Origin of the sequence: Devosia sp. A16, assembly GCF_001402915.1 — a bacterium.
GTDB lineage: Bacteria > Pseudomonadota > Alphaproteobacteria > Rhizobiales > Devosiaceae > Devosia_A.
In genome coordinates, this window is record NZ_CP012945.1 from 1,395,289 (window position 1) to 1,421,209 (window position 25,921).

Sequence of the window (25,921 nt, forward strand, 5' to 3'; positions counted from 1 at the left end):
CGTGCTTTGGGTCCGACAGCGCCTACGGACGCCGCGCGATCAGGTCGATCTCGACCAGCGCCCCGACCGCCAGCGCCGTCACCCCCACAGTGGTGCGGGCCGGCAGTTTGCCGGCTTCGAAAAAGCTCGGCCACAGCGCATTGAGCGCCGCGTAGTCGCGCTGGAATTCAGTGAGGTAGATGCGCGCCATGGTCACGTGCTCGAGCCCAAGTCCGAGCCCGCCAAGGATCAGCTTCAGGTTTTCGATCACCCGGCGCGTCTGCGCCTCGATCCCCGCCGGCAATGGCGCGTCGGGCGCTGCCGGATCGGTCGGCATCTGCCCGGTGATGAACACGAAGCCATCGGCCTCGACCGCATGGCTGAACGGCGCCACCGGCTGCGGGCCGCTGGAGATCATGTGATGGATGGGCAGCGACATTCTCGTTTCCTGCTCTGAACTGTGCCTCGCCCCTGCGGCCAGGAGTCGGTACCGCGCCCTTAGCACATTCACGCACAGTTCATGCATCCCTCTTCAAATAGTCGCAAAGGGCGCGCTCATGGCGACTGGCGGCGCCCATCCGTTCGTGACACGCTGCCATGCGGGGCTTCGGGCCTCGCCCAGACCAAAGGCCGGGAGCCTCCAGTAGCCCTATGTTCGAATTCCTTCACTCCATCTCGACCTGGCTCGAGCTGTTCCTTCAGGGCATCTCCGACAATTTCTGGCTTTCGCTGCTGTTCATCTTCCTGGTCTGCATCGGCGAAGCGGTGTTCATCGTCGGTCTGCTGGTCCCCTCGCTCCCCATCCTGTTGCTGACCGGCGGGCTCATTGCCCAGGGCAGCCTACCGTTCTGGCCGATCTTTTTCGCTGCCGTCCTCGGCGCCATCATCGGCGACGCCATCTCCTACACGGTGGGCTGGCTGCTCAAGGACAAGATCCGAACCGTCTGGCCGTTCAAGAACCACTTGAAGCTGATCGAGCAGGGCGAGGTGTTCTTCGCCCGCCACGGCGGCAAGGCCATCTTCATCGGCCGCTTCATCACTGGGGTGAAAGCGGTGATCCCCGGGGTGGCCGGCATGATGAGCATGCCCTACCGGCACTTCTCGGTGATCAACGTGATTTCCGCCTTCGTCTGGGCCGCCGTACACATCCTGCCCGGCGTGCTGCTGACCGGCTGGCTGAAGTCGATCGGCCTGAGCCTCGAAATGGTGATCATCGTCGGCGCCATCGTGCTGACCGTCGCCTTCCTCATCATCCATTTCTGGAAGCGCATCATCCTGGCCTTCGCCCCGTTCATGGGCGAGTTCGGCCGCTCGCTGCAGGCGCGCTGGCGCAAACCCGAGGCCGGTCACTAGAGCGCCTCGCCCTGTCACACCAATCTCACGTCGGCGCGCTATTGAGCGCCGATGCTCGAGATGTTCACTGCGCTCACCGGCTGGCTGGAGATGGTACTGGAGACCATTGCCAGCAATTTCTGGCTGAGCCTGTGGTTCATCTTCCTCATCGCTGCCACCGAGGCGGTGTTCATTGTCGGCCTGTTCATTCCTTCGACGCCGGTGTTGCTGCTCGCCGGGGGGCTGATTGCGCAGGGCAAGCTGCCGTTCTGGGAAATCTACCTCGCGGCGGTGCTCGGCGCCGTGGTCGGAGACGCGATCTCCTACACGCTCGGCTTCTGGCTCAAGGACCGCATCAAGACGCTCTGGCCGTTCCGCAACCACTTGCCGCTGATTGCCCGGGGCGAAAGCTTCTTCGCCCGGCACGGCGGCAAGTCGGTGTTCATCGGCCGCTTCATCCCCGGAGTGAAGGCCGTGGTGCCCGGCATTGCCGGCATGTTCGGCATGAACTACCGGCACTTCTGCGTCATCAACGTCACCTCCGCCTTCGTCTGGGCGGCCGCCCATATCCTGCCGGGAATGCTGCTGTCGGCCTGGCTGAAGTCGATGGGGCTGAGCCTCGAACTGGTGATCATCGTGGGCGCACTGCTGCTGGTCGCGCTGTTCCTGCTGCTGCACTATCGGCGGGCACTCCTGCGCGCCGCGGCGCCCTGGTTCGGCGGGCTTGGTCGCGCCATCGACAGCCACTGGCGAGGCGCTGCGCAGCAATCACCGGCTACGAGGCGGCCGCCTCCCTCCCCCCGCGGCAGATCGGGTCCCGGGCGCTAGCCGCAGCCGTTATCAACTCCTCACTTGCGCTGCCTCTGCTTGAGGCGGAATATCGCCTCATCATGCGCATTCCGGTTCGGCTCGCTGCGATCCTTCCGCGCCTCTTGCTGGGGCTCATCCTGCTGTTGGCGGCGAGCCCCGCTTTCGCCGACGAAGCCGCCGATCGCGCTGCGATCGACAAGCTGTTCGCCCAGTTGCGCGTCGCGCCCAATGCCGAAGCCGCCAAGGCCATCGACACCCAGATCTGGACTTATTGGACGACGCCGTCCGACCCCATCCTCGCCGGCCGCATGCGCGAGGTGCTGACGGCCCGCGGCATGGGCGACGCGACCGGCGCGTTGCGCCTGCTGGACAAGCTGGTTGCCGACTACCCCGACTATGCCGAAGGCTGGAACCAGCGCGCCACCATCTATTACACGCTGGGTGACTTCGAAGCCTCGATCGCCGATTGCGAGAAGGTGCTGGCGATCGAACCGCGCCATTTCGGCGCGCTCTCCGGCCGTGCCCTGATGTATCTGCAGCTGGGCAGGCGCGCTCTGGCGCTCAAGGACATGGCGGCAGCGCTCGCCGTCCACCCGTTCCTCAGCGAGCGGCGGCTGTTCCCCGAACTGGGTAAGCCGATGACGCAGATCTGACCCGCGACCGCCGCCCCTTTCGCTTCCCGCATGCACCCCATATCAGATGAGAATACCGACCGATTGAAGGGTTAGTTATGTCTGACGAACTCACCGTCGAGCACGAAGAAGCCAATGGCCGCGGCCGTTACGTGGTTTACCTGCCCGACGGATCCGAAGCCGAGATGACCTACCATCGGCAGGATCCCAATACGATCATCGCCGACCATACCGGCGTCCCCCCGCAATACCGCAATCTCGGCCTCGCCCTGAAGCTGGTGGAGACGGCCGTTGCCGATGCGCGCGCCAGCGGCGGCAAGATCGTGCCGGTCTGCTCCTACGTGGTGGCGCAGTTCCGGCGGCATCCCGAGTGGGCCGATCTCAAGGCCTGAGCCGTCAAACAGTGGCATTTTAGTCAAATGCTAACCATCCTGGCGTGCGGCCGGCAGCCATGACGCAACCCGGAGCGCCTTGCCGCGGTTTCTCAGTCTCCTAAAGGAACTGGAAACCATGCGCGTCGCGCTCGCACCCCTCGCTTTCGCCCTTATCGTCACTGCGGCTGCCGCACAGGATGCGGTAGCGCCACCTGCCCTGCCGCTCACCGCCGAGACCATCAACGCGGCGGACCTCTCGACCATCCCGGCGGTCTACACGCCGCCGGTCGAACAGGCGGACCCGGCGCCCGCCGTCGAACGCCATCCCGATCCGGCGGTCGTTCGCCTGCAGGTCCTGCTTGATCGGGCTGGCGCCTCGCCCGGCGTCATTGACGGCTTCGACGGCGACAATGTGCGCAAGGCGGTATTCGCGTTCGAGCTGATGCGCGGCCTGCCGCCGGACGGTGCGCTCGACCCCGAGGTGCTGGCGGCGCTCGACACCGGCGGGCCGGTGATCGGCGATTACGCCGTCATCGCCGACGACCTCAACGCCATCGGCGAGCCGATTCCCAAAGACTATGCCGAGCAGGCCAAGCGCAAGTTCCTCGGTTACGCCTCGATCGAGGAATCGCTGGCCGAGCGCTTCCACATGGATATCGACTTGCTCAAGGCGCTCAATCCCGGCGCGCGCTACGCCGTTGGCGAGCCGGTCTTCGTGGCCGCCTATGGGCCCGATCTCAAAGGCGAGGTGGCCCGCATCGAGGCCGACAAGACGCTGCGCCAGGTCCGCGCCTATGACGCCGACAATCGGCTGATCGCCGCCTACCCGGCCACCATCGGCTCGGAGGACAACCCATCGCCCTCAGGCACCCATATCGTCGAGGGCGTCGCTCCGATGCCCGAATACACCTACAACCCCAGGATCAACTTCCAGCAGGGCGACAACACCAAGGTGCTGACCATTCCGCCCGGCCCGAACGGGCCGGTAGGCTCGATGTGGATCGACCTGAGCGAGCCGACCTTCGGCATCCACGGCACGCCGGAACCCTCGCTGATCGACAAGACCGCCTCGCATGGCTGCGTCCGGCTGACCAATTGGGATGCCAACGAGCTGGCCAAGATGGTGAAGCCCGGCGTACCGGTCGACTTCGTGGGCTGACGCTCCGACGGGGGAGGCAACCGATCCTGCCCGTCAGGCATTGGTCAAGCGAAGGAGAAGACCCATGCCGAAGCAGGATAGCGACGTGAAACGCTTCTTCGAAGCCTACGCCAAACGCAGCAACGATGCGCTGCAGAACCCGCCCATCGAGGACGTCGACGGTACGGTCGCGAGCTTTGCTCCCTACCTGGTCGAGTCGAGCCCGCAAGGGGTCATGGGCGGGGCCAACGACGCCGAGTTCAGGAAGCTGATCGGCCAGGGCTTCGCCAAGTATCGCGAAGTCGGCGGCACGGCCATGCGCGTCGCCGGCGTCAAGGTCACCGAGCTCGACGCGGCCAACGTCATGGCCACCGTCGACTGGGAGTTCGACTATAAGCGCCGAAGCGACGGCAAGAGCGGGACGGTCGGCTTCACCAACCGCTACTTCCTCAACCTGGCTGGCGACGCGCCGAAAATCTTTGCTTTCATCACCCCTGACGAGCAGCAGGCGATGAAGGACCAGGGGCTGATTTGACCGACGCCGGGGCCCTCAGGCGAAGGAACCCTCAGGCCAGGAAATCCCGCACCGCGAGCAGTTCCTCGCGGCGGATTTCGTGTCCGCCCTCGTGCCAGAACAACGTCACCTCGGCCCCCTGCTCCCTGAAATAGCTCGCCAGCAGTTCCGCCGAATGTACCGGCACGATCGGATCACGACGGCCGGCCGTGATGATGATCCGCTTGCCCTTGAGCCCCAGTTGCGGCTCCGGCGTGAACGGGATCAGTGGATGCATCAGCACCGCCACGTCGAACAGTTCCGGCGCAGCGAACAGCACCGACGCCAGGATGTTGGCCCCGTTCGAATAGCCGAGGCCAAGCACCTGCTGGGCATCGGCCTTGCTGGCGCCGACGAAGCCCGCGAGCTTCCTGGTCGCCCGTCCGAGGTCCGTCATGTCGTAGCGTCCCTCGCCGAGCCGCTTGAAGTAGCGCAACGCGCCGGCTTCGGACACGTCGCCGCGCACCCCGATCCGTCGCGCGCCGGGCTTCAGCTCGGCGGCGAGGTCGGTGAACTGGTGTTCGTCACCGCCAGTGCCGTGGAACAGGTAGAAGGCGGGCGCATCAATTGATGCGCCGGGGATATCCACGTTGACGTAGCTGTCGATCGCCTCGGTCATCATGCCGGCTCCTTTTCCTCGAGCGGCTGCAACGTCTGCTCCAGCGTCGCCCTCAGGTGCTCATGCTGCCTGGGCAGCTTCAGCGTTTCGCCCAGATGCGCGGTGTCCTCGTCCCGATCGAAGCCGGGTTCGTTCGTCGCGATCTCGAACAGCACCCCGCCGGGCGTACGGAAGTAGATCGCCCAGAAATAGTCCCGGTCGATCACCGGCGTCACCTGGTAGCCGGTGTCGAGCAGGGCCTTGCGCACTTCGAGCTGTGCCGCCCGGTTCTCCACCGCAAAGGCGACATGGTGCACCGACCCGGCGCCGAGATCGGCCCGGTTCGCGTCGGGCAGCACCTCGATGTCGATGGTGTTGGCCGGGTTGCCGTCCGGCCGGATCAGCCGGTGCACGTTGCCCGAACGCTCGGCGTTCTCGTAGCCCATGAACTTCAGCAGCTCCTCGGTGGCGCCGCCATCGCGCAGCCGCAGCGAAGCGGAGTGGAAGCCGCGGATCGCATGCTCGGCATCGACGCCATTGCCGGTCCAGGGCAGCCGTGCGTCGTCGGCATTCTCGACCAGCGCCAGCGCATCGCCTTCCGGCGCCCGGAAGCTCAACCGCTTCTCACCAAAGCTCTCCGAGAGCGCGAGGTCGCCTACCCGGTCCGCCGCCAGCCGCTCCTGCCAATAGCCGAGCGAACCCTCGGGCACCGAGAACACCGTGGTGCCGACCTCGCCGACGCCGGGCCGGCCACGAGCGATGTGCGGGAACGGGAAATGCGTCATCACCGTGCCGGGCGTGCCCACTTCGTCACCGTAATAGAGGTGGTAGACGTCGGGCGCGTCGAAATTGACCGTCTGCTTCACCCGGCGCAGGCCGAGCGTCTTGGAGAAGAAATGGTTGTTCTCGGCCGCATCGCGCGCCATCGACGTAACGTGGTGCAGGCCCTTGATCTGCGTGATCATCGCTAACCCCTGTGTCGGTCCTTGCCGATCGCTATCTGCCGGCCCCTGCCGGCTGCTTCGACAACACAGATAGTGCAGCGGCATTTCCTCGAATAGCGCACCGCACACGCAAGGGATTGTTCATCCAGGTCGAACAATCCGCGCATCGGGACACTGGCTGCGCGGCAAGGCGGACGATTAGTCGATTGATGGAGACGGCCCCCTCCCGGCCTCCCCTACGAGGGGAGAGGTGAAGAATCGAGGCTTGTCTTCCATCGTGCGAAGCGCACCAGCAGGGCACCTCCCCCTTCATGGGGGAGGCGGGAGGGGGCCGTCTCTATCAGTCGGCGCCTAGCCCGTCCCGGAACCTGAGCGTCTCCACCGTCGGCCCGCTCGGCTTGTATTCGAGCCCGATCAGGCCGGTGTAGCCCTGCGCCTCGAGCCACTCGAGCCGCTCGGCGTAATCCATGCGGCCGCTGCCCGGCTCGCCGCGGCCGGGCGTGTCGGCGAGGTGCACATGCACCACCCGGTCGAGCCGACCGCTGAGCACCTCGATCTCCTCGCCCATCACCGCTGCGTGGTAGATGTCGTAGAGCAGCTTGATCTCGGGTCGGGCGACCTCGTCGACGATATCGAGTCCCTCCTCCGTCGAGGTCAGGTAGTAGCCCGGATGGTCGACCCGGTCGTTGAGCGGCTCGAGCGCCAGCACCACGTCGGAGCCTTCGAGGATCTTGGCGGCTTCCTTCAGCACCTTGACGATCGCTGCATGCTGCGCGGCGCGCGCCATGCCGGGCTGGTTGTCGCCGGCCTGCGCGATGATCACCCTGGCGCCCAGTTGCCGCGCCGCCCCGAGCGAAGTGCGGACGCCTTCGAGAAACCACTGGTGCGATTCCGGATTGGTGAGCGGCGCGATCGGCTCGCACAGGATCCCCGCCAGCGTCAGCCCGGTCTCGTCGAGCGCCTGCCTGATGGCGTCGCAATCCTTGTTGGAGAACCGCCAGAACTCGACGGCCTCGAGCCCGGCGGCCTTGGCCGCGCGGACCCGGTTGGCGACATCGGGTTCTTCGGTGGCGAACAGCCACTCGATGCAGGCGGAATAACGCATGAGACCTCAGTAATAAGAACAGCTAGACGGTGACTTTGTGGGAGACCCGGCCCTTGTCGCCGAAAATCCTGATGTAGCGGCGGATCTCCGCCGCGTCGCCGGTGGCCTTTTCCGGATTGTCCGACAGCTTCACCGCCGGATGGCCATCCGCCTCGCTCACCTTGCACACCAGCGAGATCGGCTCAAGCTGCGGATTGGGCCAGGGCGAGCAGCCCGAGAAGTCGTTGGTGAGGTTGGTGCCCCAGCCGAACGCCATGCGCACCCGGCCGCGGAAGTTGTGGTAGGCCTCTTCGATCATGTCGACGTCAAGACCGTCCGAGAAGATCAGCAGCTTGTCGCGCGGATCGCGGCCGCGCTCCTGCCACCACTTGATGATCTTCTCGCCGCCCTCGATGGCCGGCGCACTATCGGGTCGGAAGCCGGTCCAGTCCGCCACCCAGTCGGGCGCATCCCTGAGGAAGGCGTCGGTGCCGAATGCATCGGGCAGCACGATCTTGAGATTGCCGCCATAGTAGCTCTCCCAATCCTGCAGCACCTGGTACGGCGCCTCTTTCAGCGCCTGTTCGTTCGGCGCGATCGCCGCCAGCACCATCGGCAACTCGTGCGCGTTGGTGCCGAGCGCCTCCAGATCGTTGTCCATGGCAAGCAGCACGTTCGAGGTACCGGTGAAAACCTCGAGCCCCAGCCCTTCCTTCAGCGCCTCGACACACCAGCGCTGCCACAGGAACGAGTGCCGCCGCCGCGTGCCGAAATCCGAGATCCTCAGTTCGGGCAACTGCTTCAGCCGCTCGACCTTTTCCCACATCTTGGCCTTGGCGCGCGCATAGACCACGTCGAGCGCGAACGGCCCATAGCCCTTGAGCGCCGCGCGGCTGCGCAGCTCGTTGATGATGGCGAGCGCCGGAATCTCCCACATCGTGGTTTCGACCCACTTGCCCGGAAAGGTCAGCTCATACTGCCCGTCGCGCTTCTCGAGATGATACTCGGGCAACCGGAAGCCCTCGAGCCAGCGCAGGAACTCGGGCGAAAAAATCTGCTTGGAGCCGTAAAAGCTGTTACCGGCCAGCCAGATCATCTCCTTCTTGCCGAACCGGAGCGTCCGGGCGTGATCGAGTTGGGCGCGCAGCTCGGCCTCGTCGATGTCGTCGGCGAGCCGCACCGAGCTCTTGCGGTTGATCAAAGAGAAGGTGGCATCGACCTTGGGGTAGAGCCCCCAGATCATCTGCAGCATCAGCAGCTTGTAGAAATCCGTGTCGAGCAGGCTCCTAACGATCGGATCGAGCTTCCAGGTATGGTTGTAAACCCGCCGGGCAATGTCCGTCTTCGGCATCACGCTTCCCTTCGCTCGCCCGAAATCCTCTAGGCGGATCGGAGCGAAAAGAAAAGAGCGCTCCATCGTCAATTGACGATGGAAAGGGACGTGCCCGACGACGCGTCATCCCTGTTTCCATCTTCCGCTCGCCGGCTGGCGATGTTGAAATGCGAACAAAATCAGGAGGACTTCATGCAGCGTGTTTTGATTACCGGCGCCGCCAAGGGCATTGGACGCGGGGTGGCCGAGGCGTTCGCCGCCCAGGGCGCCAAGCTGGTGCTGATGGATGTGGACGCGGCGGGCCTTGAAGGCGCCGCTGCCGCCCTCGCCGGCAAGGCCGCCGCCGTCGAGATCTGCGTCGGCTCGGTCGCCAGCCTCGCCGACTGCAACCGCGCCGCCGCGCTGGCCCAATCGCGTTTCGGCGGCCTCGACGTGCTGAGCCACAATGCCGGCATCCAGACCTATGGCACGGTCGAGAGCACCGACGAAGCGCTGTGGGATCGCACCCTCGACGTCAACCTCAAGGGCGCGTTCCTCGTCTCCAAGGCCTGCATGCCGATGATCCGCGCGTCCAGAGGCAATGTCGTCCACATCTCATCGGTGCAGGGCGTCGCCTCGCAGGCCGGCGTCACCGCCTATTCGGTATCCAAGCACGGGCTTATCGGCCTCGTCCGCTCGATGGCGGTGGACTATGCCCCCTATGGCGTGCGGGTGAACGGCATCGCGCCCGGCTCGGTCGATACCCCGCTGCTGCGCAACGCCGTCGATGCCGCGCCCGACCCGGCCGCCGTCTATGCCGAGATCGATGGCATGCACCCGCTCGGGCGTATGGCCGCCCCCTCCGAGATCGCCAGCGTGGTGGTGTTTCTTGCCTCGGACAACGCTTCCTTCATCACCGGCGAGGTGGTGAGGGTCGATGGCGGCATGCGCGCGAGGCTCGGTGGATCGCCGAAGACCCAATGAGGGCGAGCATTTCATTCGCTCGTCCAATTGACTCGGCGCAGCCAATCAGTGCCCCCTCCCCGGGACAATCGAGCGGAGAAAACCTCCGCCGCTGAGGAGCAGCCAACGTGAAGATCACCGCCATCAAGCCCTACGCCGTCTGGGTGGGCATCCGTAACCAGCTCGTCGTCAAGATCGAGACCGACGACGGCATTTTCGGCTGGGGCGAGAGCGGCCTGTCCGGTCGGGAGAAGGCGGTGGTCGGCGCCATCGAGCACTACGCCGAAATCCTCATCGGCATGGACCCGTTCAAGATCGGCCATATCTGGCAGCTGCTCTATCGCAGCCAGTATTTCGAGGGCGGCCGCGTGCTGCAGGCGGCGATCTCGGCCATCGACATCGCGCTCTACGACATCAAGGGCAAGGCCTTGGGGGTACCCGTTTACGAACTCCTCGGCGGCAAGCAGCGCGACCGCATTCCGACCTTCGCCACCACCTCTGGCGAACCGGGCCCTGAAATGATCGAACAGGCAAAGATGCTGATCGCGCACGGCTGGAACGCCATGCGGCTGTCGCCGTCGGGCCATGGCGAGGAGATCTACGAGCCGCGCGAGCATATCGGCAAGACCGCCAAGTGGATGGTCAAGGCGCGCGAGGAACTGGGCGAGGACGTCATCCTCGGCATCGACTTCCACCACCGCCTGTCGGTGGCCGAGGCCGCGAGCTTCTGCCAGAAGATGCCGTCGGGGACGCTCGACTTCCTCGAGGAACCGATCCGCGACGAGACCCCCGAGGCCTACGAATCGCTCCGCACCCTCACCGACGTGCCTTTCGCCATCGGCGAGGAGTTTGCTTCGAAGTGGCAGTTCCTGCCCTACATCGAGCGCGGTATCCACCAGTTCAACCGCATCGACGTGTGCAATGTCGGCGGGCTCACCGAGTCGATGAAGGTCGCCGGCTGGAGCGAGGCGCATTATGTGGACATGATGCCGCACAACCCGCTGGGCCCGATCTGCACCGCGGCGACCGTGCACTTCTCGGCGGCGGTGCCGAATTTCTCCTGGCTCGAGACCCGCTCCAGCCCGGCCGAGAATCTCGGCTTCGACAATACCGAGTTTTTCCCGGTGCAGCCGCGGCTGGACGGCTCGCACTATCCGGTCAGCAACGCCCCCGGCCTCGGCATCGAGGTCAATGAAGAGCTGATCAAGAAGCAGAGCTTCAAGTTCTGGCAGGCTCCCATGTTGCACCGCCGCGATGGTTCTGTGACCAATTGGTAGGTGTCGATGGGTTGACGCCTCGTCGCTCTACCCCACTTAGTACTTCTGGACGCAGGAATCGAAAGCTCAGCCCCCAGTGGGCTGGGTGCCGTTGCTTTGCGTCGATTTGGTTGGCGGCGAGGGCTTGGGATTGGCGGACTTCTTTGAACCCGCGGGACGCGGCGTACAACATGCCAGTCTGCGTGCCGCCAATCGTCGAGCCGTGCTCACCACCATCACGTTCAGCCCGGGCATTTCCAATGCCGAGGTGTCGCGGCGCACCGGTCTCGCACCGCAGACCGCTTCCGCCATTGTCACCGAACTCGAGGATGATGGCCTCGTCACCCGCGGTGACGTGCTGCGCGGCCGCCGCGGCCAGCCGGCAACCCCGCTCTATCTCGATTATGCCGGCGCCTACGGCATCGGCTGCGAGATCTCCTGGCGCCACATCGACATCACCCTGATCAACCTGGGCAGCGAGGACCTCGGCCGCTATCGCCGCGATTTCGCCTATCCCGACGCGGCCGGCATCGTCGCCGAGGCGGCCAAAGCCATTGCCGGGCTCATCGCCCGACTGAGCCCGGCCCAGCAGCAGCGCGTCGCCGGCATCGGCCTTGCAACGCCGAGCAACCTGGGCAGCCTGATCGGCAACGTCGAGCCGCCGCTCGAACAACTGGCTGCCTGGCGCGACCTCGACCTGCGCGCGGCGCTCGAAGCGGCGACCGGCCTCCCCACCACCTGGTTCAACGACGGCAACTGCGCCTGCTTCGCCCAGATGGTGATGTCGCCGCCGCCGCGTCCGGCCAACCTGGTGCACCTGTTCGTCTCGACCTATCTGGGCGCCGGGATCACCGCCGAGCACACCCTGTGGGAAGGACCGACCGGCAATTCGGCCAATCTTGGCTCCATGCTGGTCAACGGTCATGACGGCCACCGCGCCCTCGGCCATGACGTCGCCTCCACCAGCGCGCTTGGCCGGCGCCTTGCCGCAGCCGGCATCGCGTTGCCGCCCGGCAACCCGGCCGATTGGCCCTGGGCCGACTGGGAGGAGCAGGTCGCCCCGTGGATCGCCGCCTCGGGCCGCGCCCTCGCCGAGATCATCTTCAATACCGGCGCCGTACTGGAAATCGACCACGCCATCATCGACAGCCTCGCGCCGCAGCCGATCGTCGACCGGCTGGTCGCGGCGACCGAGAGGGCGCTGAGTGAGCTGGTCGCCATCGGCATCAGGCGTCCCCGCCTGGTGGCCGGCACCCTGGGCGCCCGCGCCACGCCGCTCGGCGCCGCGCAACTGACCATGTTCCGCAAGCATTTTTCGCGCGACCTGAGCGACATGCTCACAGCGGGTGCTGTCGACTGACGTTGGCCATTGTGGGTGCCGACCCCCACCCCTGTCCCCTCCCCGCAAGGGGGAGGGAGACCCTCACACCGGCATCTCAGTCTGCGTCTCCCTCCCCCTTGCGGGGAGGGATCAAGGGTGGGGGTCAGTCCGCACCGGCGCTGGCCTGGTTAGATCTGCGCCAGTTCCCGCAGCATCGTCGTCGCCCGCTCGAAGCGCCGCTGCTGCCGCGCGATCCGCTCGGCCCGCTGGTGCCGTGGCAGGTACGCCCTGCCGCGCGCTGCGGCGCCCATGGTGAGCCCCAACGCCTTGGCCGCCGCGCGCCAGGCGCCGAGGCTGGCCGCCAGCACCGGCTGCGCGGGGACTGTCACCTCGCGGCCCAGTATGTCGGCCATGATCTGCGGCCAGAGCGCGCTCTGCGCCCCGCCCCCCACCAGGTAGACCGGCCCGGCCGCCCCCATGGCCCGCACATTGGCCGCAATGGCGAAGGCGACGCCTTCCAGCGCCGCGTAGTAGAGGGCCCCGGCGCCGTCGCTCGCCGTCACATTGGCGAAGCCGGCCCTCAGATCGAGATCGACGAACGGCGTGCGTTCGCCGTTGAGATAGGGCAGGAACAGCGCGCCGCCCGGTGATGCATCCGCCTCACCCGCCAGCCGCTCGGCGTCCTGGAGCGTCAATCCCAGCGTGTCGCGTGCCCATTGCGCCGCTGCGCCCGCCGAGAAGATCGGCGCCACCTCGATCAGCCCGCCATGCAGCGGATGGGCCAGCCGGTAATAGGGCCGCGGCGTCCGCTCCGTCACCTCGGTGACGCCGGCAACCCAACCGCTGGTGCCGAGATAGACGCTCACCTCGCCCGGCCGCTCCGCCCCGCTGCCGATGGTGGTCGCCGCCGCGTCGCCGCAGCCGTTGATCACCGGCAGGCCGGCCGGCAATCCCAGGGCGTGCGCCGCCTCGGCGATCAGCCCACCGAGCACCGTCTCTGCCGCAAGGATCGGCGGCAGCAACCCGCGGTCTACATCGAGCAGTTCCACCAGTTCACTCGACCAGTCGCGCGTGCCGATATCCATCAGCCCGGTGGTGCTGGCGCAACTCGGATCGGTCGCCGCGATGCCCGTCAGCCGGAGCGCCAGAAAATCCTTCGACCCCGGCAGCACCCACCTGGCGCCGACCGCGTCGAGCGCCTTGAGCTTGAATGCCGTCATCAGCGGCCGTGGCGCATTGCCGAGGATCGCCGTCGCATCTGCCGCCTCGAGCCGTTCCTCAGCTGCCTCGAACGCTTCCGTGCCGACCGGATCGGAGTAGAGCGACGCCTCTCGCACCGGCTGGCCGCTCGCATCGACCGCGATCAGGTTTTCCATCATCCCGGTGAGGCAAAGCGCGGTGACATTATCCAGCGGCAGCCGGCTTACCGCCTCCACCGTCGCCTGCCACCAGTCCTCCGGTGCCCGCCGATGCGGCGCGCCCGCGGCCCGATAGCCGGTATCGGCGGTCGCGATCACCGTGCCGTCGGCGGCGAACACCGTCGCCTTCAGCGCCGAGCTGCCGCAATCGAGAACGAGGATGCTCACCTTGCCTGCCTCACGTTCCAGCCTATTTGGCCCGCCCCACGCGGCGCAGCAGCACCGCAACGAGGATGATCACGCCGGTCATGATCTTCTGCACGAACGGCTCGACCCCGACGATGGTCATGCCGTTGACCATCACTCCGGTGATGGCGACGCCGAGCAGCGTTCCCGCCACGGTCGGCGCGCCGGTCGGCGAAGCCGTGGTGCCGATGAACACCGCCGCATAGGCCGGCAGGAGCAGCGGCTCGCCCATCGTGTGCTGCACGCTGCCCAGCCGCGACGCCAGCAACAGCCCGGCCAGCGCCGAGAGGCCGCCGGCGACGGCGAAGGTCACGATCACATCGCGCACGATCGGCAGGCCGGCAAGCCGCGCCGCCTGCGCATTGCCGCCGATGGCGCGCAGCCGCCGCCCGAACTCGGTCTGCGTCAGGACGAACGCCGCGACGCCGAGCACTGCGACGATCCAGAAGCCGAGCACCGGGATGCCGAACACATCGCCGCGTGCGAGGCTCTTGAAGCCGTCGGGCACCGACTGGAACAGGCTCTGCCCGCCGCTGAGCCCGAAGGCAAAGCCGGAGAGGATAGTGCCAAGCGCCAGTGTCGCAACGAACGATGGAATGCCGAACCGCGCCACCAGCACGCCATTGGCGGCGCCGCCGACGATCCCCACCAGGAGCGCCGCCGGCACCGCCAGCCACACATCATAGCCCTGCCCGAACAGCACGAAGCAGATCACGGCGGCCAGCGAGGCCGAAAACCCGACCGACAGGTCGAATTCCGAGATGGTCATCACCAGCGTCGCGGCGGTGGCGACGATGGCGAGCGTCGCCATCTGCTGGACGAGGTTGAACACATTGGCCGGTGAAGCGAACGCCGCCGGCGCCGCGATCGAAAAGCCGACGCAGAGCAGCACGAAGGCGATCAGCGTGCCAAAGCGATTGAGATTGGTGCGGGTCACGCCGCCTCCCGAGACTGCGCGGCCGCCGACAGCGCCTCGGCGCTCGCCTCCGCACGGGTGAAAACTCTGACGATGCCGCCCTGCCGGAACACCGCGATGCGGTCGCCCAGCTCCAGCGCCTCGTCCCGATCCGAGGTCGAAACCAGCACGGCATTGCCGTCGGCAGCGATGGCCCGGATGATGTCCTTGATGGTCGCCTTGGCCATTACGTCGACGCCCTCGGTCGGCTCGTCGAGCAGCATCACCCGCGAATGCCGGTTGGCCCAGCGGGAAAAGATCAGCTTCTGCTGGTTGCCGCCCGACAACGTCCGCGCCAGCTGTTTCGGATCGCGGTAGCTGAGCGATACGCGCTCCGCCGCCACGAGGAATTCCGCCCGCTCAGCGCCGGTGTCGGGGATGGGCAGCCTGCCCGCCCGGCGGTACCCGGAGAGCAGCGGCAATGTCTTGTTGAAGATCAGGTCCTCGTTGAGAAACAAGCCGCTGCGGTGGCGATCCGCCGGCACGCACGATACGCCCTGGGCAATCGCCTGCCGGGGCGTGCGCGGCGCATAGTCGGCGCCGAGGAGCCGCATCCGGCCGCTCCACGGGATCGCACCCCAGATCGCGTTGAGCAGGCTGGAGCGTCCCGACCCGGCGAGCCCATAAAGCGCGATCACCTCGCCGGCATGCACGGCGAGTTGCGCCGGCCGGGTCAGGTCGCCGGCCACCACGCCGTCGATCTCGATCACCTTGGGCGCGCTGGTATCGGTCTGTCGCGTCGATCGCTCCGCGGTGCTGCCGCCCATTGCCGCGATCATCGCTTCCGGCGTCACCTCGCCTCGGCTCAGTTGCGCCACCAGCCTGCCGTCGCGGATCACCACGGCGCGGTCGCAGAACTCGGCGATCTCGTCGAGCCGGTGGCTGACGAGGATGATCGAAGTCCCCCGCTCGCGCGTCCGCCGCAGCACTTGGTAGAAGCGCTCGGCGTCCTCTGCAGGCAGCGCTGCCGTCGGCTCGTCGAGGATCAGCAGCCGGCCTTTGTCGGCGACGGCGCGCAGCAACCGCACGAACTGCCGTTCGGCCGGCGGCAGGAACATCACCGGCAGGCCGAGATCGAGCTCCGGCGCGATATCGGCCGCCACCTCGGCGATCGCCGCACGCATCGCCTTGCGGTCGATCCGCCCGAGCCGGCGCGGATAGACGCGGCCGAGATAGCAGTTTTCGACCGTATCGAAGCCCGGCACCAGCGGCGCATCCTGGTGGATCACCCGGATGCCCGCCGCATAGGCCTCATGCGCCGAATGGAACGCGACCGGTTTGCCGTCGATGCGGATCTCACCGGCATCCGGACGATCGGCGCCGGCGATGATCTTGATCAGTGTGGATTTGCCGGCGCCGTTCGGCCCGACGAGCCCGAGCACCTCGCCCTCGGCAAGGGCGAGGCTCACGTCGTCGAGCGCATGGGTCGCGCCAAAGCGCCGGCTGATCCCGGAGAGGTCGAGCAATGTCAGGGACAGCTGACGCCGAGGCTCTCGCGGGTGATCAGTTCCACCGGCGCATAGAGCTCGTCGGCCTTGGCCGTGCCGCCGGCGAGGATGGTATTGAGCTCACCAGCCGCGATATTGGCCATCTCGCCGAAGCCCTGACGGACCGTGCCGATATAGGCGCTGCACGCCTTGATCAGGTCGATCGCCTGCGGGTTGCCGTCGATGCCGGCAATGACGATGCCCTTGCGACCCGCCGCTTCGATGGCGAGGTTGGCGCCGATCCCCGGCTCGTCCCAGGCCGCCCACACCGCGTTGATAGCGCCATCGCCCGGGTTGGCGAGGAGCATTGCGTCCATGGCGGCGCGGCTGTCGTCCACCTGGCCCGGCACCGCCACATAGTGGTCGGCCACCTGCTTGATCTCCGGATTGGCCTTCAGCGCCGCATCGAGCGCCAGTTCGCGCTGGTGCACGCCCGGATGCGCCGAGTAGAAGAAGCGCACGATATTGCCCTTGTTGCCGATCTGATCGAACAGGAACTTGGTCATCGTCTCGCCGAGCACGTAGTTGTCCGAGGTGACGTTGAGGACGGTCGAGGCGTTCTTGGCGCCGTCGATGGTGACGACCGGCACGCCCGCCGCCTTGGCCTTGTCGACCTGGTCCTGGATCTGTGCCGGGTCGACCGACACCAGCACGATCGCCTTGGCGCCGCTGGTGGTGGCGTCCTCGACGCGGCTGGCGAAAGCCGCCATGTCGCCGGCGGTGTCCACCACGTCGACCGTCCACTGGTACTCGGTCGCCTTGGCCTTGAACGCTTCGATCATCTCGCCCGTCGCGATCGCCGCCAGGAACGGGGTGATCACCGACACCTTCTCGCCGGCGGCAAGTGCCCCCTGGGAAACGCCGAGCGCCAGGATGGACGCGAGCCCGAGGGCTGCGATGGATTTGTGCATGGGATTGTCCTCCGAGAATTTCGCGCGAACATATCGGCGCCGCTTGAGGCCGCAAAGCCCTTCCAACGGAGAATCCGTCAGCTGAGCCCGTAGCTGTCGAACTGCCGCCAGGTCTCGGTGAGCTCGATCACCTGCCGGCTGGCCCGTGCCTCGTCGATCTTGATCGCCGTCATCCCTGCCACCAGTCCGTCGATGATGGAGACCGGCAGCGGCGCACCGTCGGTGAGATGGGCGAAGATATCGGCGACCATCTGCTCGTCGGCGCCGTAGTGAACCGAAGTGCCCTTGGTCTCGTAGCGCTTGTCGACCCGTCGCTCGCCGGTGCGCGCATCGTGCATGCGGTAGAAATTGCGCACGAAATCGCCCTCGGCCATGCCGTGCGTGCCGATGACGGTGAAATGCCGATACTCGTCCGGCACGTTCAGGTTGGTGTGGAAGCAGAGGTTCTCGCCGCCCGAATATTCCACCAGCGCCGTCTGGTAGTCGATGATGTCGCCATCGCCATCCCAGACCCGGTTGTCGCTCTGCCAGCCGCCGGGCTTCCTGAAATACACATCGAGATCGTTGATCCCGGCCTTGGTCGGCATGTTCTCGGGCACGAACGTCTTCCGCCCGCCAAAGCTCGCCACCCGTATCGGCCGGTTGCCCACCAGCCCCTGGTAGAGATCGATGTCGTGGCAGCATTTTTCGAGGATGAAGCCACCCGAATAGCCGGTGCGCCGGCGCCAGTCGCGCATGAAGAAGGCGCCGTGATAGGGCGCGATGTGCTCGCTGGCTTCGATCGAGGTGATCTTGCCCAGCGCACCCGAGCGATAGCTCTTGACCAGATCGCGATAGAGCGGCGCATAGCGCAGCACCAGCCCGATCATCACGTTGTCGGCGCCGCCACTCTGCTTGAGCAGTTCGAGCAGCGCATAAGTGTCGGCCTCGCTGGTCACCACCGGCTTTTCGGTGAACACCTTCAGCCCCGCATCGAGCCCGATCCGGATGTGCCCCAGGTGCATGTGGTTGGGCGACCCTACCATCAGCAGGTCGAGTTTTTCCGCCTTGAGCAAAGCCTCGGGGGTCTCGTAGGCCGGCCCCGCGTCGATTCCGGCTCCGGTCAGCTCGGGCATGCCATATGGCGTCGGATCGACATAGCCCACCAACGTCGCGCCCGGCACCTGCTGCACGGCGATCCGCGCGAGGTATGCGACCCGGGCGCCGAGCCCGACAATTCCGATCTTCACGTCAAATCTCTCCTCGAGGCGGCGCAAACTAGGCAATCGCCGCCCGGTTGAGAAGTCACCTGCAGGCCAATCGGGCGGCTGAACGCGGATCCTGTCGAGAGAATAATCATCTCCGCCGCAAACAACGTTCCATATAGCGGAACGCAAATCAGCGGCCCAACATTAATTTCGCGCTCGTTTTGCCGCCGAAACGGGAAGCTACTTGCCATACGCACATATCCTATGCAGACTATCGGCATGCAAAAAGAGTTTGCATTCCACATCATGGAATACGCGGCAGCATCAGGCGCGGTGCACTGCTGGCTGCAGAGGGGGTCGGATGTGGAGGGGCCGCGCACCGCGCACGTTCAGGGACAATCGGAAGGGACAATTCAACATGCAGTCTAAGGGAAAGTTCGGCCAGCGCCTCGGCGCCATTGCCGCGGCTGCCATCATGCTGGCGGCCTTTGGCGGCGCCGAAGCCATGGCCGCTTCGCCGCGCGCCGCCGAGAACAAGGTGGTGCTGATCGCCCGCCAGGATCCGGGCACGCTCGACTATGTCACCAGCGGCCTCACGGCGCTGCGCCTGTGGATTCCAGCCAACGTGGTCGAGCCGCTGGTCTACTTCAACAAGGACGGCTCGGTTGAGCCCGGCGTCGCCGAGTCCTGGACCATCAGCGACGACAAGCTGACCTACGAGTTCAAGATCCGTAAGACCAACTTCTCCGACGGCACGCCGGTGACGGTCGAGGACGTGATCTACTCGCTCAACACCATGAAGGCCTCGCCGGTCGTCAATAACTCGTCGGCCTATAATGCCGTCACCGCGATCGAGAAGGTCGACGACTCCACCGTCAAGGTGACGCTGTCACAGCCGAGCCAGAACTTCTGGCGGGGCATGGGCTCCGTCGCCGGCCTGATCCAGCCCGAGCACGCCGCCGGCAGCATCGCCACCAACCCGATCGGCACCGGCCCCTACGTGCTGAAGTCGTACACCACCAACTCGACCTTCGAGTTCGAAGCCAACCCCAACTACTGGGGCACCAAGCCGGCCATCACCGCCGCCACCGTACGCATCGTGACCGACGGCACCGCCGGCCTCAATGCGCTCGAAGCCGGTGAAGTCGACGCCGTCCCGGTGATCACCATTGACCTCTGGGAACAGCTGACCAAGCGTGAGCTCGACAAGAAGTTCACCCTCGTCACCTATCCGCAGATCGGCGAGCCGACCTATGCGGTGTTCAACCAGAAGCTCGACCCGGAACTGCGCCAGGCGCTGGCCGAGACGCTCGACCGCCAGTCCTACAACGACGCCTTCGGCGCCGCCTGGGGTGCCGAGAACACCTGCACCTTCGCCCTGCCCAACCAGCCCTGGTACTCGCCGGAGAGCGCCGACAGCTGCCCGTACCCGTACAACTACGAAGACGCGATGGCGAAGGCCGCCAAGTGGGCCTCCACCCCGCTGGAATACGCTTCGCTGAGCGACGTGCCTGACCTGTCACTGCCGGCCGACATCATGATCCCGGCCATGCAGGGCGCCGGCTTCAACGTCACCCGTAACGCCATCGACCTCGCGCGCTACAGCCAGCTGATCTTCCAGGGCCGTCCGCCGCAGTTCGACATCACCGTGATGTCGGGCGACGCCGAGCCGACCCAGTGGGCCTGCCCGAGCCCCGACAAGGCCGGCTGGAGCACCTATTGCAGCGCCGAATACACCAAGGCGCTGAGCGACGCCGATGCTGCGCCGTCCGACGAGGAATACCTCGCCAAGATGAAGGAGGCGGCCGACATCCTGCGCAAGGACGCCGTCATCGTGCCGCTGATCGCCAAGAAGGGCGTCGGCCTGTTCGATGCCGAACTCAAGGGCTTCCTCGAGCCGCGCGTCCTCGTCGCGATCGAGATCGGCAAGCTGCACTGGTAAGTGTAGCTTGATCCAATCCGCGAGCCGCCGGCCCCGCGCCGGCGGCTCGCACCGGGTTTCTGCGACCCCGAACGGGTCGCTTCGTCAAGGGTTGAGCTGAATGGCAATTTACGCGCTGCGCAAACTGGCGTTTTTCCTGGGCGCCGTCTTCGTTGCCTCGCTGGCCATCTTCATTCTCATTCGCGCCGCCGGTGGCAACGTCGCCGCCATCGTTCTGGGCAAGGATGCCACCGCCGAGGCGATCAACGCCCTGGCGCACGCCTATGGCCTCGATCAGCCGCTGCCGGTCCAGTATTTCAACTGGATCACCAACATGCTGCACGGCGATCTCGGCCAATCCTTCCGCACCAAGGAAAGCGTCGCCGACCTCGTCACCGCGCGGCTTTCCGTCTCCGTGCCACTGGCCCTCTCCGGCCTGCTGCTCGGCCTCATCATCGCCATCCCGGTCGGCACCTACGCCGCGCGCAATGTCGGCAAACCATCGGGCGCCGTGCTGGCGCTGATCAGCCAGATCGGCATCGCCGTGCCGGTGTTCTGGGCCGGCATCCTGTTGTCGGTGCTGTTCGGGGTGAAGCTCGGCTGGCTGCCCACCGGCGGCTGGGTCGACTGGCGCGAAAGCCCGATCGGCGCCATCCGCTCCTTGGTGCTGCCGGTGCTGTCGCTCGGCCTGATCATGGCCGCCGTGCTGATCCGCTATGTGCGCTCCGCCGTGCTCGACGTCATGAACCAGGACTATGTGCGCACCGCGCGCGCCGTCGGCATGACCCGCACTCAGGCGTTGCTGCAGGTGGGCCTGCGCAACGCCGCGCTCCCCATCGTCACCATTGTCGGGTTGCAGATCGCCGAACTGATCGGCGGCACCGTGATCATCGAGATGGTGTTCTCGCTGCCGGGCCTGAGCCGCATGATCCTCGCCAACGTCGCCGCGCGCGAGGTGATCGTGGTGCAGTCGACCGTCATGCTGATCATCATCTTCGTCATCTTCGTCAATTTCGTCGTCGACCTGCTCTACGGCGTGCTCGATCCGCGCGTCCGGAACGCAGCGTAAGAGGGGAGGCAGCCGCATGAACACCACCGCCCCCACCGTCGCCCCGCGCCGCCGTCGCCGCCTCGAGCTCAATGCCTCGCTGGTCGTCGGCGTGGTGCTGACCGTCGGCTTTCTGGTCATCGCCATCGTCTCGTTCTTCTGGCTACCCTCGAACCCGAACATCCCCAACATCAAGAACCGCATGCTGCCGCCCGGCACCGTCGACCACTGGCTCGGCACCGACGGGCTCGGCCGCGATATCATCGCCCAGCTGATGGTCGGGGCGCGCACATCGATCCTGGTCGGCGCCGGTGGCGCCACCATCAGCCTGATCCTCGGCACCATCGCCGGGCTGGTGGCCGCCGCCTATGGCAAGATCGCCGATGAGACCATCTCGCGCGGCGCCGACATCATGCTGTCGATCCCCGGCATGGTCACCGCCCTGGTGCTCGCCGCCACCATGGGCTCGGGCGCGCTCACCACCATCTTCGCGCTCACCGCCTTCTTCACCCCCTCCTTCACCCGCGTCATCCGCTCGGCCGCGATGAGCGTGCTGCAGGAGGATTTCATCACGTCCGCCAAGCTCTATGGCCGCGGCAAGCTGTTCATCCTGGCCCGCCACGTCATCCCCAATATCGCCGGTGTAATGATCGTCCAGTTCACCCTCTATTTCGCCGCCGGCATCCTCACCGAGGCGGGCCTTTCCTATCTCGGCGTCGGCGTCACCCGACCCTCGATCTCGTGGGGGATGATGCTCAACGAAGCGCAGCAGACCGTCGGCATCTCCTCGCCGCTCGCCATGTGGCCCGGCCTCGCCATCGTCACCGTCGTGCTCGGGCTGAACCTGCTCGGGGACGGCCTGCGCGACGTGCTCGACCCCAAGCTGAAGCGGAGGAGCTGATGACCTCCGGCAAGCCACACGCCATCGAAGTCAAGAACCTCGAGGTCACCAACGGCGATGTCACTGCCGTGCGCGGCGTCTCCTTCACTATCCCGCAGGGCGGCCGCATGGGGCTGGTCGGTGAGTCCGGATCCGGCAAGTCGATGACCGCGCTGGCGCTGATGGGCCTGTTGCCGATGGGCTGGAGCACCAACGGCAACATCCTCCACGACGGCGTCGACCTCGTCACCCAGTCCGACAAGGCGCTGTCGAGCCGCCGTGGCCGCACCCTCTCGATGGTGTTCCAGGATCCGCTGAGCTCGCTCAACCCGGTCCGCCGCGTCGGCGACCAGATCAGCTCGGTGATCCGCCGCCACACCGGCGCCGACAAGCGCACTGCCGAGGCGCAGACCATCGAGCTGATCAGGCAGATGAACCTGCCGCGCCCCGAGCAGCTGGTGCGCGCCTACCCGCATGAGATCTCCGGCGGGCAGCGCCAGCGCATCATGATCGCCATGGCGCTCGCCTGCTACCCGCAGCTGATCATCGCCGACGAGCCGACCACGGCGCTCGACGTCACGGTGCAGAAGCAGGTGCTGCGCCTGCTCAACGGCGCCGTGCGCGATCGCGGCTCGGCGCTGCTGATGATCACCCACGACCTGCCGATCATCGCCGCCATGTGCGACACCGTCGCGGTGATGTATGCCGGCCGCATCGTCGAGATCGGCCCGGTGCAGGAGGTGTTCCGCAACCCCAGGCACCACTACACGCGCGGCCTGCTCGACAGCCAGCCGACCATGGACAATATCGCGCTCGACGGTTCGTCCCGTCTCGTCTCGATCCCCGGCATGGTGCCGCCGCTCCATAGCCTCCCCACGGGCTGCGCCTTCAACCCGCGCTGCCCTGCCGCCTCCGACAAATGTCGCTCGACCATGCCGGAGCTGGGCAGCGAGGGCATCAATGCCGCCTGCTGGCACCCGATTCACAAGGCCGGCGAGGTGGCTGCGCAATGAGTGCCGTAACCCCATTCCCCGCCGATGCGCGTCCGCTGCTGGAAGTCCGGCAGTTGAGCCAGGTCTACAACCTGAACCGGCAGAAGCTGTTCGCACCGCGGCCCAAGCTCAAAGTGCTGGACAGCATCGATTTCTCCGTTCGCCCCGGCGAGGCGGTCGGCCTCGTCGGCGAAAGCGGCTCAGGCAAGACCACCCTCACCCGCATGCTCACCGGCGTCGAGCGGCCTGGCGAGGGCCAGGTGCTCTACGACGGTGTCGACGTCTGGACCGGTGGTGAAACGCACAAGAAGCTGTTCCGCCGCTCGGTGCAGGTGGTGCTGCAGAACCCGCGCTCCTCGCTCGATCCGCGCATGCGCGTCGGCACCTCGCTGCTCGAGCCGCTGCGCAGTTTGAAGATCGAAGGCGACCACGCTGCCCGGGTGCTGGAAGTGCTCGACCAGGTCGGGCTCGACAGGAACGCGCTGGAGCGCTTCCCGCATGAGTTCTCCGGCGGCCAGTTGCAGCGCATCGCCATCGCCCGCGCCCTGATGCCCGGCCCGAAAGTGCTGATCGCCGACGAGCCGGTCTCGGCCCTCGACGTGTCGATCCAGGCCCAGGTGCTGAACCTGTTGAAGGATCTGGTCCGCGACCTGGGCCTCGGCCTCGTCTTCATCGCCCACGACCTCTCGGTCGTCGCCTACACAACCAGCAAGGTCTACGTGATGTCGTCTGGCAAGATCGTCGAAGTGGGCAAGCCGCTCGACCTGTTCCGCAACCCACAGGCCGAGGCGACACAGGCGCTCGTCGGCGCTGTGCTCAGCGTCGAAGCGAGTCTCGCCGGGAACGCACTCGCATGAGCCAATGCGTCGCCATAACAGGTTCTACCACCGGCATCGGCTATGCCATCGCCGAGGCCTTTGCCCATACGGGGGCGCGGCTGGTAATCAACTCGCACCTCGCTGACGATGGTGGGGCAGCCGCGCGGCTCGGCAAGCTGACCGAATGCCACTTCGTCCAGGCCGATCTCTCGACCGTGGCTGGTGCGCAAGGCTTCGTCGCGGCAGCGCGCGCGAAGCTCGGTCGGCTCGGTACGCTGGTCAACAACGCCGGCACCTACCTCGACACCAATTTCGACGACCTCACCGAGGCGGCATTCGACCGCACGTTCAACCTCAACGTGAAGGGCTACCTGTTCGCAGCGCAGGCCTTCGTCAAAGGTCTGGCGCCGGGGCAGGAGAACCCGAGCATCATCTGCACCGGCTCGACCAACTCACTGGCGGCCGAAAAGAACAGCGTCATCTACGATACCAGCAAGGGCGCGGTGCTGATGCTGGTTCGCAACCTTGCGGTCACGCTCGCCGAGCGCGGCATCCGCGCCAACGGCATCGGGCCGGGGATCATCGAGACGCCCCTTTCCGCGAAGGGACTGGCGGCGCCGGGCGTCCGCCCTGCCCTCGAAAGACAGATCCCGCTGGGCCGCGTCGGCATGCCCGCCGATATTGGCGGCGCCGCCGTCTTCCTCGCCTCGCCTGCCGCCCGCTACATCACCGGACAGATGCTCTATGTCGACGGCGGCATCCTCGCCAACCAGATGTCCTGGGAGCCCCAAGCATGAGTGAACACCTGCGCTATGCCGAAGGCGGGGAGGTCCATCTCGATTTCCACGGCGCCACCAACACCACCATCGATTTCATCATCTCGCGCTACGGTGTCGAGGCGATGGACGCGATCTTCAAGAAGGTCGGCAAGGACGTCTATCGCTCGATCCACGACGACCTGGTTGCCGGCGACACCGGCCAACTGGTCCGCCACTGGCGGCATTTCTTCACCCGCGAGAACTGCGACTACGATATCGAGGTCGGCGCCGACGAGATCGTCCTCACGGTCCGGCGCTGCACCGCCTGGCATCATGTGGCGAAACTGGTCGGCACGCCCTCGCCGCACTTCTGCGACCAGACCAGCCGCACCAACGAGGCGCTGGCCGAAGGCTCGCCCTATGCCATCGACACGGAAATCACCGGCCCCGGCGCCTGCCGTCAGGTGATCAGGAGGCGCGCATGATCCCGTCCGACCACTTCACCCGCTTCTACAACGAGGTCTTCAAGTTCCTGGAGTCACAGGGCGAAGACCAGTTGCAGGCCTATTTCCTCGCCATCTCGAAGAACCAGGAAAAGCACATCCTCGAGCTGATCGAGACCAAGGGTCTCGAAGGCATGGAAGAGTACTGGACCCACATCAAGATCGAAGAAAACTGCGACATGGACATCGACCGCAACGAGGATCGCCTCGAATTGCGCATGAATGTCTGCCCCAGCCTGAGCAAGGTCATGGACAACGACGCCGAGCCGATGGGCCGCTATTGCGACCACTGCGCCGGCTGGATCGGCCCGATCTTCGACAAGACCGGCTACCACCTGGTCTACGACGTGATCGACCGGAAGAAACCGCAATGCGTCATGCGGGTGTTCAAGGATGCGGCGAAGGCCAAGGAAGCAGAAAAGGACGTCCAGCTGCTGATGGGCTGGCCCGGGCACAAGGTCTGAGCACTCGATAGCCCGGCGCGGGCTGACCCCCACCCTTAATCCCTCCCCGCAAGGGGGAGGGAGACGATAGCTTCGATATCGGTGTGAGGGTCTCCCT

General features: G+C 66.1%; 27 protein-coding genes. 17 read left to right on the plus strand and 10 right to left on the minus strand.

Features of this window, described 5'->3' with window-relative positions; translation table 11 throughout:
* Positions 1-22 precede the first annotated feature (22 nt).
* Positions 23-418 carry a RidA family protein gene (locus APS40_RS06745; RefSeq protein WP_082434232.1) on the minus strand — a complete coding sequence of 132 codons (396 nt, stop codon included), beginning with the start codon at positions 416-418 and terminating at the stop codon, positions 23-25.
* Positions 419-630: 212 nt separating this feature from the next.
* On the opposite strand from APS40_RS06745, the gene APS40_RS06750 reads away from it, so the two are divergent.
* The 6 genes from APS40_RS06750 to APS40_RS06775 all read left to right on the plus strand — a co-directional run bounded on the left by APS40_RS06750 (position 631) and on the right by APS40_RS06775 (position 4,800).
* Positions 631-1,332, plus strand: coding sequence for a DedA family protein (locus APS40_RS06750; RefSeq protein WP_055046320.1), 702 nt, complete (start codon positions 631-633; stop codon positions 1,330-1,332).
* A gap of 51 nt (positions 1,333-1,383) precedes the next feature.
* Positions 1,384-2,139, plus strand: a complete 756-nt coding sequence (locus tag APS40_RS06755) for a DedA family protein (protein WP_055046321.1) — start codon at positions 1,384-1,386, stop codon at positions 2,137-2,139.
* A 62-nt stretch (positions 2,140-2,201) separates the two neighbouring features.
* Positions 2,202-2,774: a tetratricopeptide repeat protein gene (locus tag APS40_RS06760; protein ID WP_055046322.1), complete on the plus strand. Its 573-nt coding sequence runs from the start codon at positions 2,202-2,204 to the stop codon at positions 2,772-2,774.
* A gap of 77 nt (positions 2,775-2,851) precedes the next feature.
* Positions 2,852-3,145 (plus strand): GNAT family N-acetyltransferase, encoded by a 294-nt coding sequence (locus tag APS40_RS06765; protein ID WP_055046323.1) that lies wholly within the window; start codon positions 2,852-2,854, stop codon positions 3,143-3,145.
* Between the two features lie 118 nt (positions 3,146-3,263).
* Entirely contained in the window at positions 3,264-4,286 is a 1,023-nt protein-coding gene (locus APS40_RS06770; protein ID WP_055046324.1) for a L,D-transpeptidase family protein, read from the plus strand.
* A gap of 64 nt (positions 4,287-4,350) precedes the next feature.
* Positions 4,351-4,800, plus strand: coding sequence for a hypothetical protein (locus APS40_RS06775; protein WP_055046325.1), 450 nt, complete (start codon positions 4,351-4,353; stop codon positions 4,798-4,800).
* Positions 4,801-4,831: 31 nt separating this feature from the next.
* Here the strand turns inward: APS40_RS06775 and APS40_RS06780 are convergent, their stop codons facing one another.
* The 4 genes from APS40_RS06780 to pncB form a co-directional block, all read right to left on the minus strand.
* The gene (locus APS40_RS06780) at positions 4,832-5,437 is read right to left on the minus strand and encodes an alpha/beta hydrolase (protein ID WP_055049582.1); all 606 of its coding nucleotides are present in this window, start codon (positions 5,435-5,437) and stop codon (positions 4,832-4,834) included.
* Positions 5,437-6,381, minus strand: coding sequence for a VOC family protein (locus tag APS40_RS06785; RefSeq protein ID WP_055046326.1), 945 nt, complete (start codon positions 6,379-6,381; stop codon positions 5,437-5,439). The genes APS40_RS06780 and APS40_RS06785 overlap by 1 nt, the downstream gene beginning before the upstream one ends.
* Before the next feature lie 319 nt (positions 6,382-6,700).
* Complete coding sequence (locus tag APS40_RS06790) at positions 6,701-7,465, minus strand: hydroxypyruvate isomerase family protein (RefSeq protein WP_055046327.1); 765 nt, start codon at positions 7,463-7,465, stop codon at positions 6,701-6,703.
* A 22-nt stretch (positions 7,466-7,487) separates the two neighbouring features.
* Positions 7,488-8,795, minus strand: coding sequence for a nicotinate phosphoribosyltransferase (gene pncB, locus APS40_RS06795; RefSeq protein WP_055046328.1), 1,308 nt, complete (start codon positions 8,793-8,795; stop codon positions 7,488-7,490).
* A 174-nt stretch (positions 8,796-8,969) separates the two neighbouring features.
* Here pncB and APS40_RS06800 point away from each other — a divergent pair, with 174 nt between their 5' ends.
* The 3 genes from APS40_RS06800 (at position 8,970) to APS40_RS06810 (ending at position 12,335) form a co-directional block, all read left to right on the plus strand.
* Positions 8,970-9,740: an SDR family NAD(P)-dependent oxidoreductase gene (locus APS40_RS06800; protein WP_055046329.1), complete on the plus strand. Its 771-nt coding sequence runs from the start codon at positions 8,970-8,972 to the stop codon at positions 9,738-9,740.
* Positions 9,741-9,847: 107 nt separating this feature from the next.
* The gene (locus tag APS40_RS06805) at positions 9,848-10,996 is read left to right on the plus strand and encodes a mandelate racemase/muconate lactonizing enzyme family protein (RefSeq protein WP_055046330.1); all 1,149 of its coding nucleotides are present in this window, start codon (positions 9,848-9,850) and stop codon (positions 10,994-10,996) included.
* A 202-nt stretch (positions 10,997-11,198) separates the two neighbouring features.
* Positions 11,199-12,335: an ROK family transcriptional regulator gene (locus APS40_RS06810; protein WP_055046331.1), complete on the plus strand. Its 1,137-nt coding sequence runs from the start codon at positions 11,199-11,201 to the stop codon at positions 12,333-12,335.
* Positions 12,336-12,484: 149 nt separating this feature from the next.
* Here APS40_RS06810 and APS40_RS06815 read toward each other — a convergent pair whose 3' ends face one another.
* The 5 genes from APS40_RS06815 to APS40_RS06835 all read right to left on the minus strand — a co-directional run bounded on the left by APS40_RS06815 (position 12,485) and on the right by APS40_RS06835 (position 18,482).
* Entirely contained in the window at positions 12,485-13,882 is a 1,398-nt protein-coding gene (locus tag APS40_RS06815; RefSeq protein WP_055046332.1) for a xylulokinase, read from the minus strand.
* Between the two features lie 22 nt (positions 13,883-13,904).
* On the minus strand, positions 13,905-14,837 hold the full coding sequence (locus tag APS40_RS06820; protein ID WP_055046333.1) for an ABC transporter permease: 933 nt from the start codon (positions 14,835-14,837) through the stop codon (positions 13,905-13,907).
* Positions 14,834-16,321 carry a sugar ABC transporter ATP-binding protein gene (locus APS40_RS06825; protein WP_055046334.1) on the minus strand — a complete coding sequence of 496 codons (1,488 nt, stop codon included), beginning with the start codon at positions 16,319-16,321 and terminating at the stop codon, positions 14,834-14,836. Before APS40_RS06825 ends, APS40_RS06820 begins: the two co-directional genes overlap by 4 nt.
* Before the next feature lie 2 nt (positions 16,322-16,323).
* Positions 16,324-17,253 carry a substrate-binding domain-containing protein gene (locus APS40_RS06830; RefSeq protein WP_055046335.1) on the minus strand — a complete coding sequence of 310 codons (930 nt, stop codon included), beginning with the start codon at positions 17,251-17,253 and terminating at the stop codon, positions 16,324-16,326.
* Between the two features lie 77 nt (positions 17,254-17,330).
* Positions 17,331-18,482 (minus strand): Gfo/Idh/MocA family protein, encoded by a 1,152-nt coding sequence (locus APS40_RS06835; RefSeq protein WP_055046336.1) that lies wholly within the window; start codon positions 18,480-18,482, stop codon positions 17,331-17,333.
* A gap of 376 nt (positions 18,483-18,858) precedes the next feature.
* Here APS40_RS06835 and APS40_RS06840 point away from each other — a divergent pair, with 376 nt between their 5' ends.
* From APS40_RS06840 to APS40_RS06875, 8 genes are all read left to right on the plus strand, one after another.
* Positions 18,859-20,382 (plus strand): ABC transporter substrate-binding protein, encoded by a 1,524-nt coding sequence (locus APS40_RS06840; RefSeq protein ID WP_055046337.1) that lies wholly within the window; start codon positions 18,859-18,861, stop codon positions 20,380-20,382.
* Positions 20,383-20,482: 100 nt separating this feature from the next.
* Positions 20,483-21,430, plus strand: a complete 948-nt coding sequence (locus APS40_RS06845) for an ABC transporter permease (protein WP_055046338.1) — start codon at positions 20,483-20,485, stop codon at positions 21,428-21,430.
* Positions 21,431-21,446: 16 nt separating this feature from the next.
* Positions 21,447-22,310 (plus strand): ABC transporter permease, encoded by an 864-nt coding sequence (locus APS40_RS06850; protein WP_055046339.1) that lies wholly within the window; start codon positions 21,447-21,449, stop codon positions 22,308-22,310.
* Positions 22,310-23,302, plus strand: a complete 993-nt coding sequence (locus APS40_RS06855) for an ABC transporter ATP-binding protein (protein ID WP_055046340.1) — start codon at positions 22,310-22,312, stop codon at positions 23,300-23,302. The genes APS40_RS06850 and APS40_RS06855 overlap by 1 nt, the downstream gene beginning before the upstream one ends.
* Complete coding sequence (locus APS40_RS06860) at positions 23,299-24,138, plus strand: ABC transporter ATP-binding protein (RefSeq protein ID WP_055046341.1); 840 nt, start codon at positions 23,299-23,301, stop codon at positions 24,136-24,138. Before APS40_RS06855 ends, APS40_RS06860 begins: the two co-directional genes overlap by 4 nt.
* Positions 24,135-24,896 carry an SDR family NAD(P)-dependent oxidoreductase gene (locus APS40_RS06865; RefSeq protein ID WP_055046342.1) on the plus strand — a complete coding sequence of 254 codons (762 nt, stop codon included), beginning with the start codon at positions 24,135-24,137 and terminating at the stop codon, positions 24,894-24,896. The genes APS40_RS06860 and APS40_RS06865 overlap by 4 nt, the downstream gene beginning before the upstream one ends.
* Positions 24,893-25,342: a hypothetical protein gene (locus tag APS40_RS06870; protein ID WP_055046343.1), complete on the plus strand. Its 450-nt coding sequence runs from the start codon at positions 24,893-24,895 to the stop codon at positions 25,340-25,342. The genes APS40_RS06865 and APS40_RS06870 overlap by 4 nt, the downstream gene beginning before the upstream one ends.
* Positions 25,339-25,824, plus strand: a complete 486-nt coding sequence (locus tag APS40_RS06875; protein ID WP_055046344.1) for a hypothetical protein — start codon at positions 25,339-25,341, stop codon at positions 25,822-25,824. The genes APS40_RS06870 and APS40_RS06875 overlap by 4 nt, the downstream gene beginning before the upstream one ends.
* Positions 25,825-25,921 lie beyond the last annotated feature (97 nt).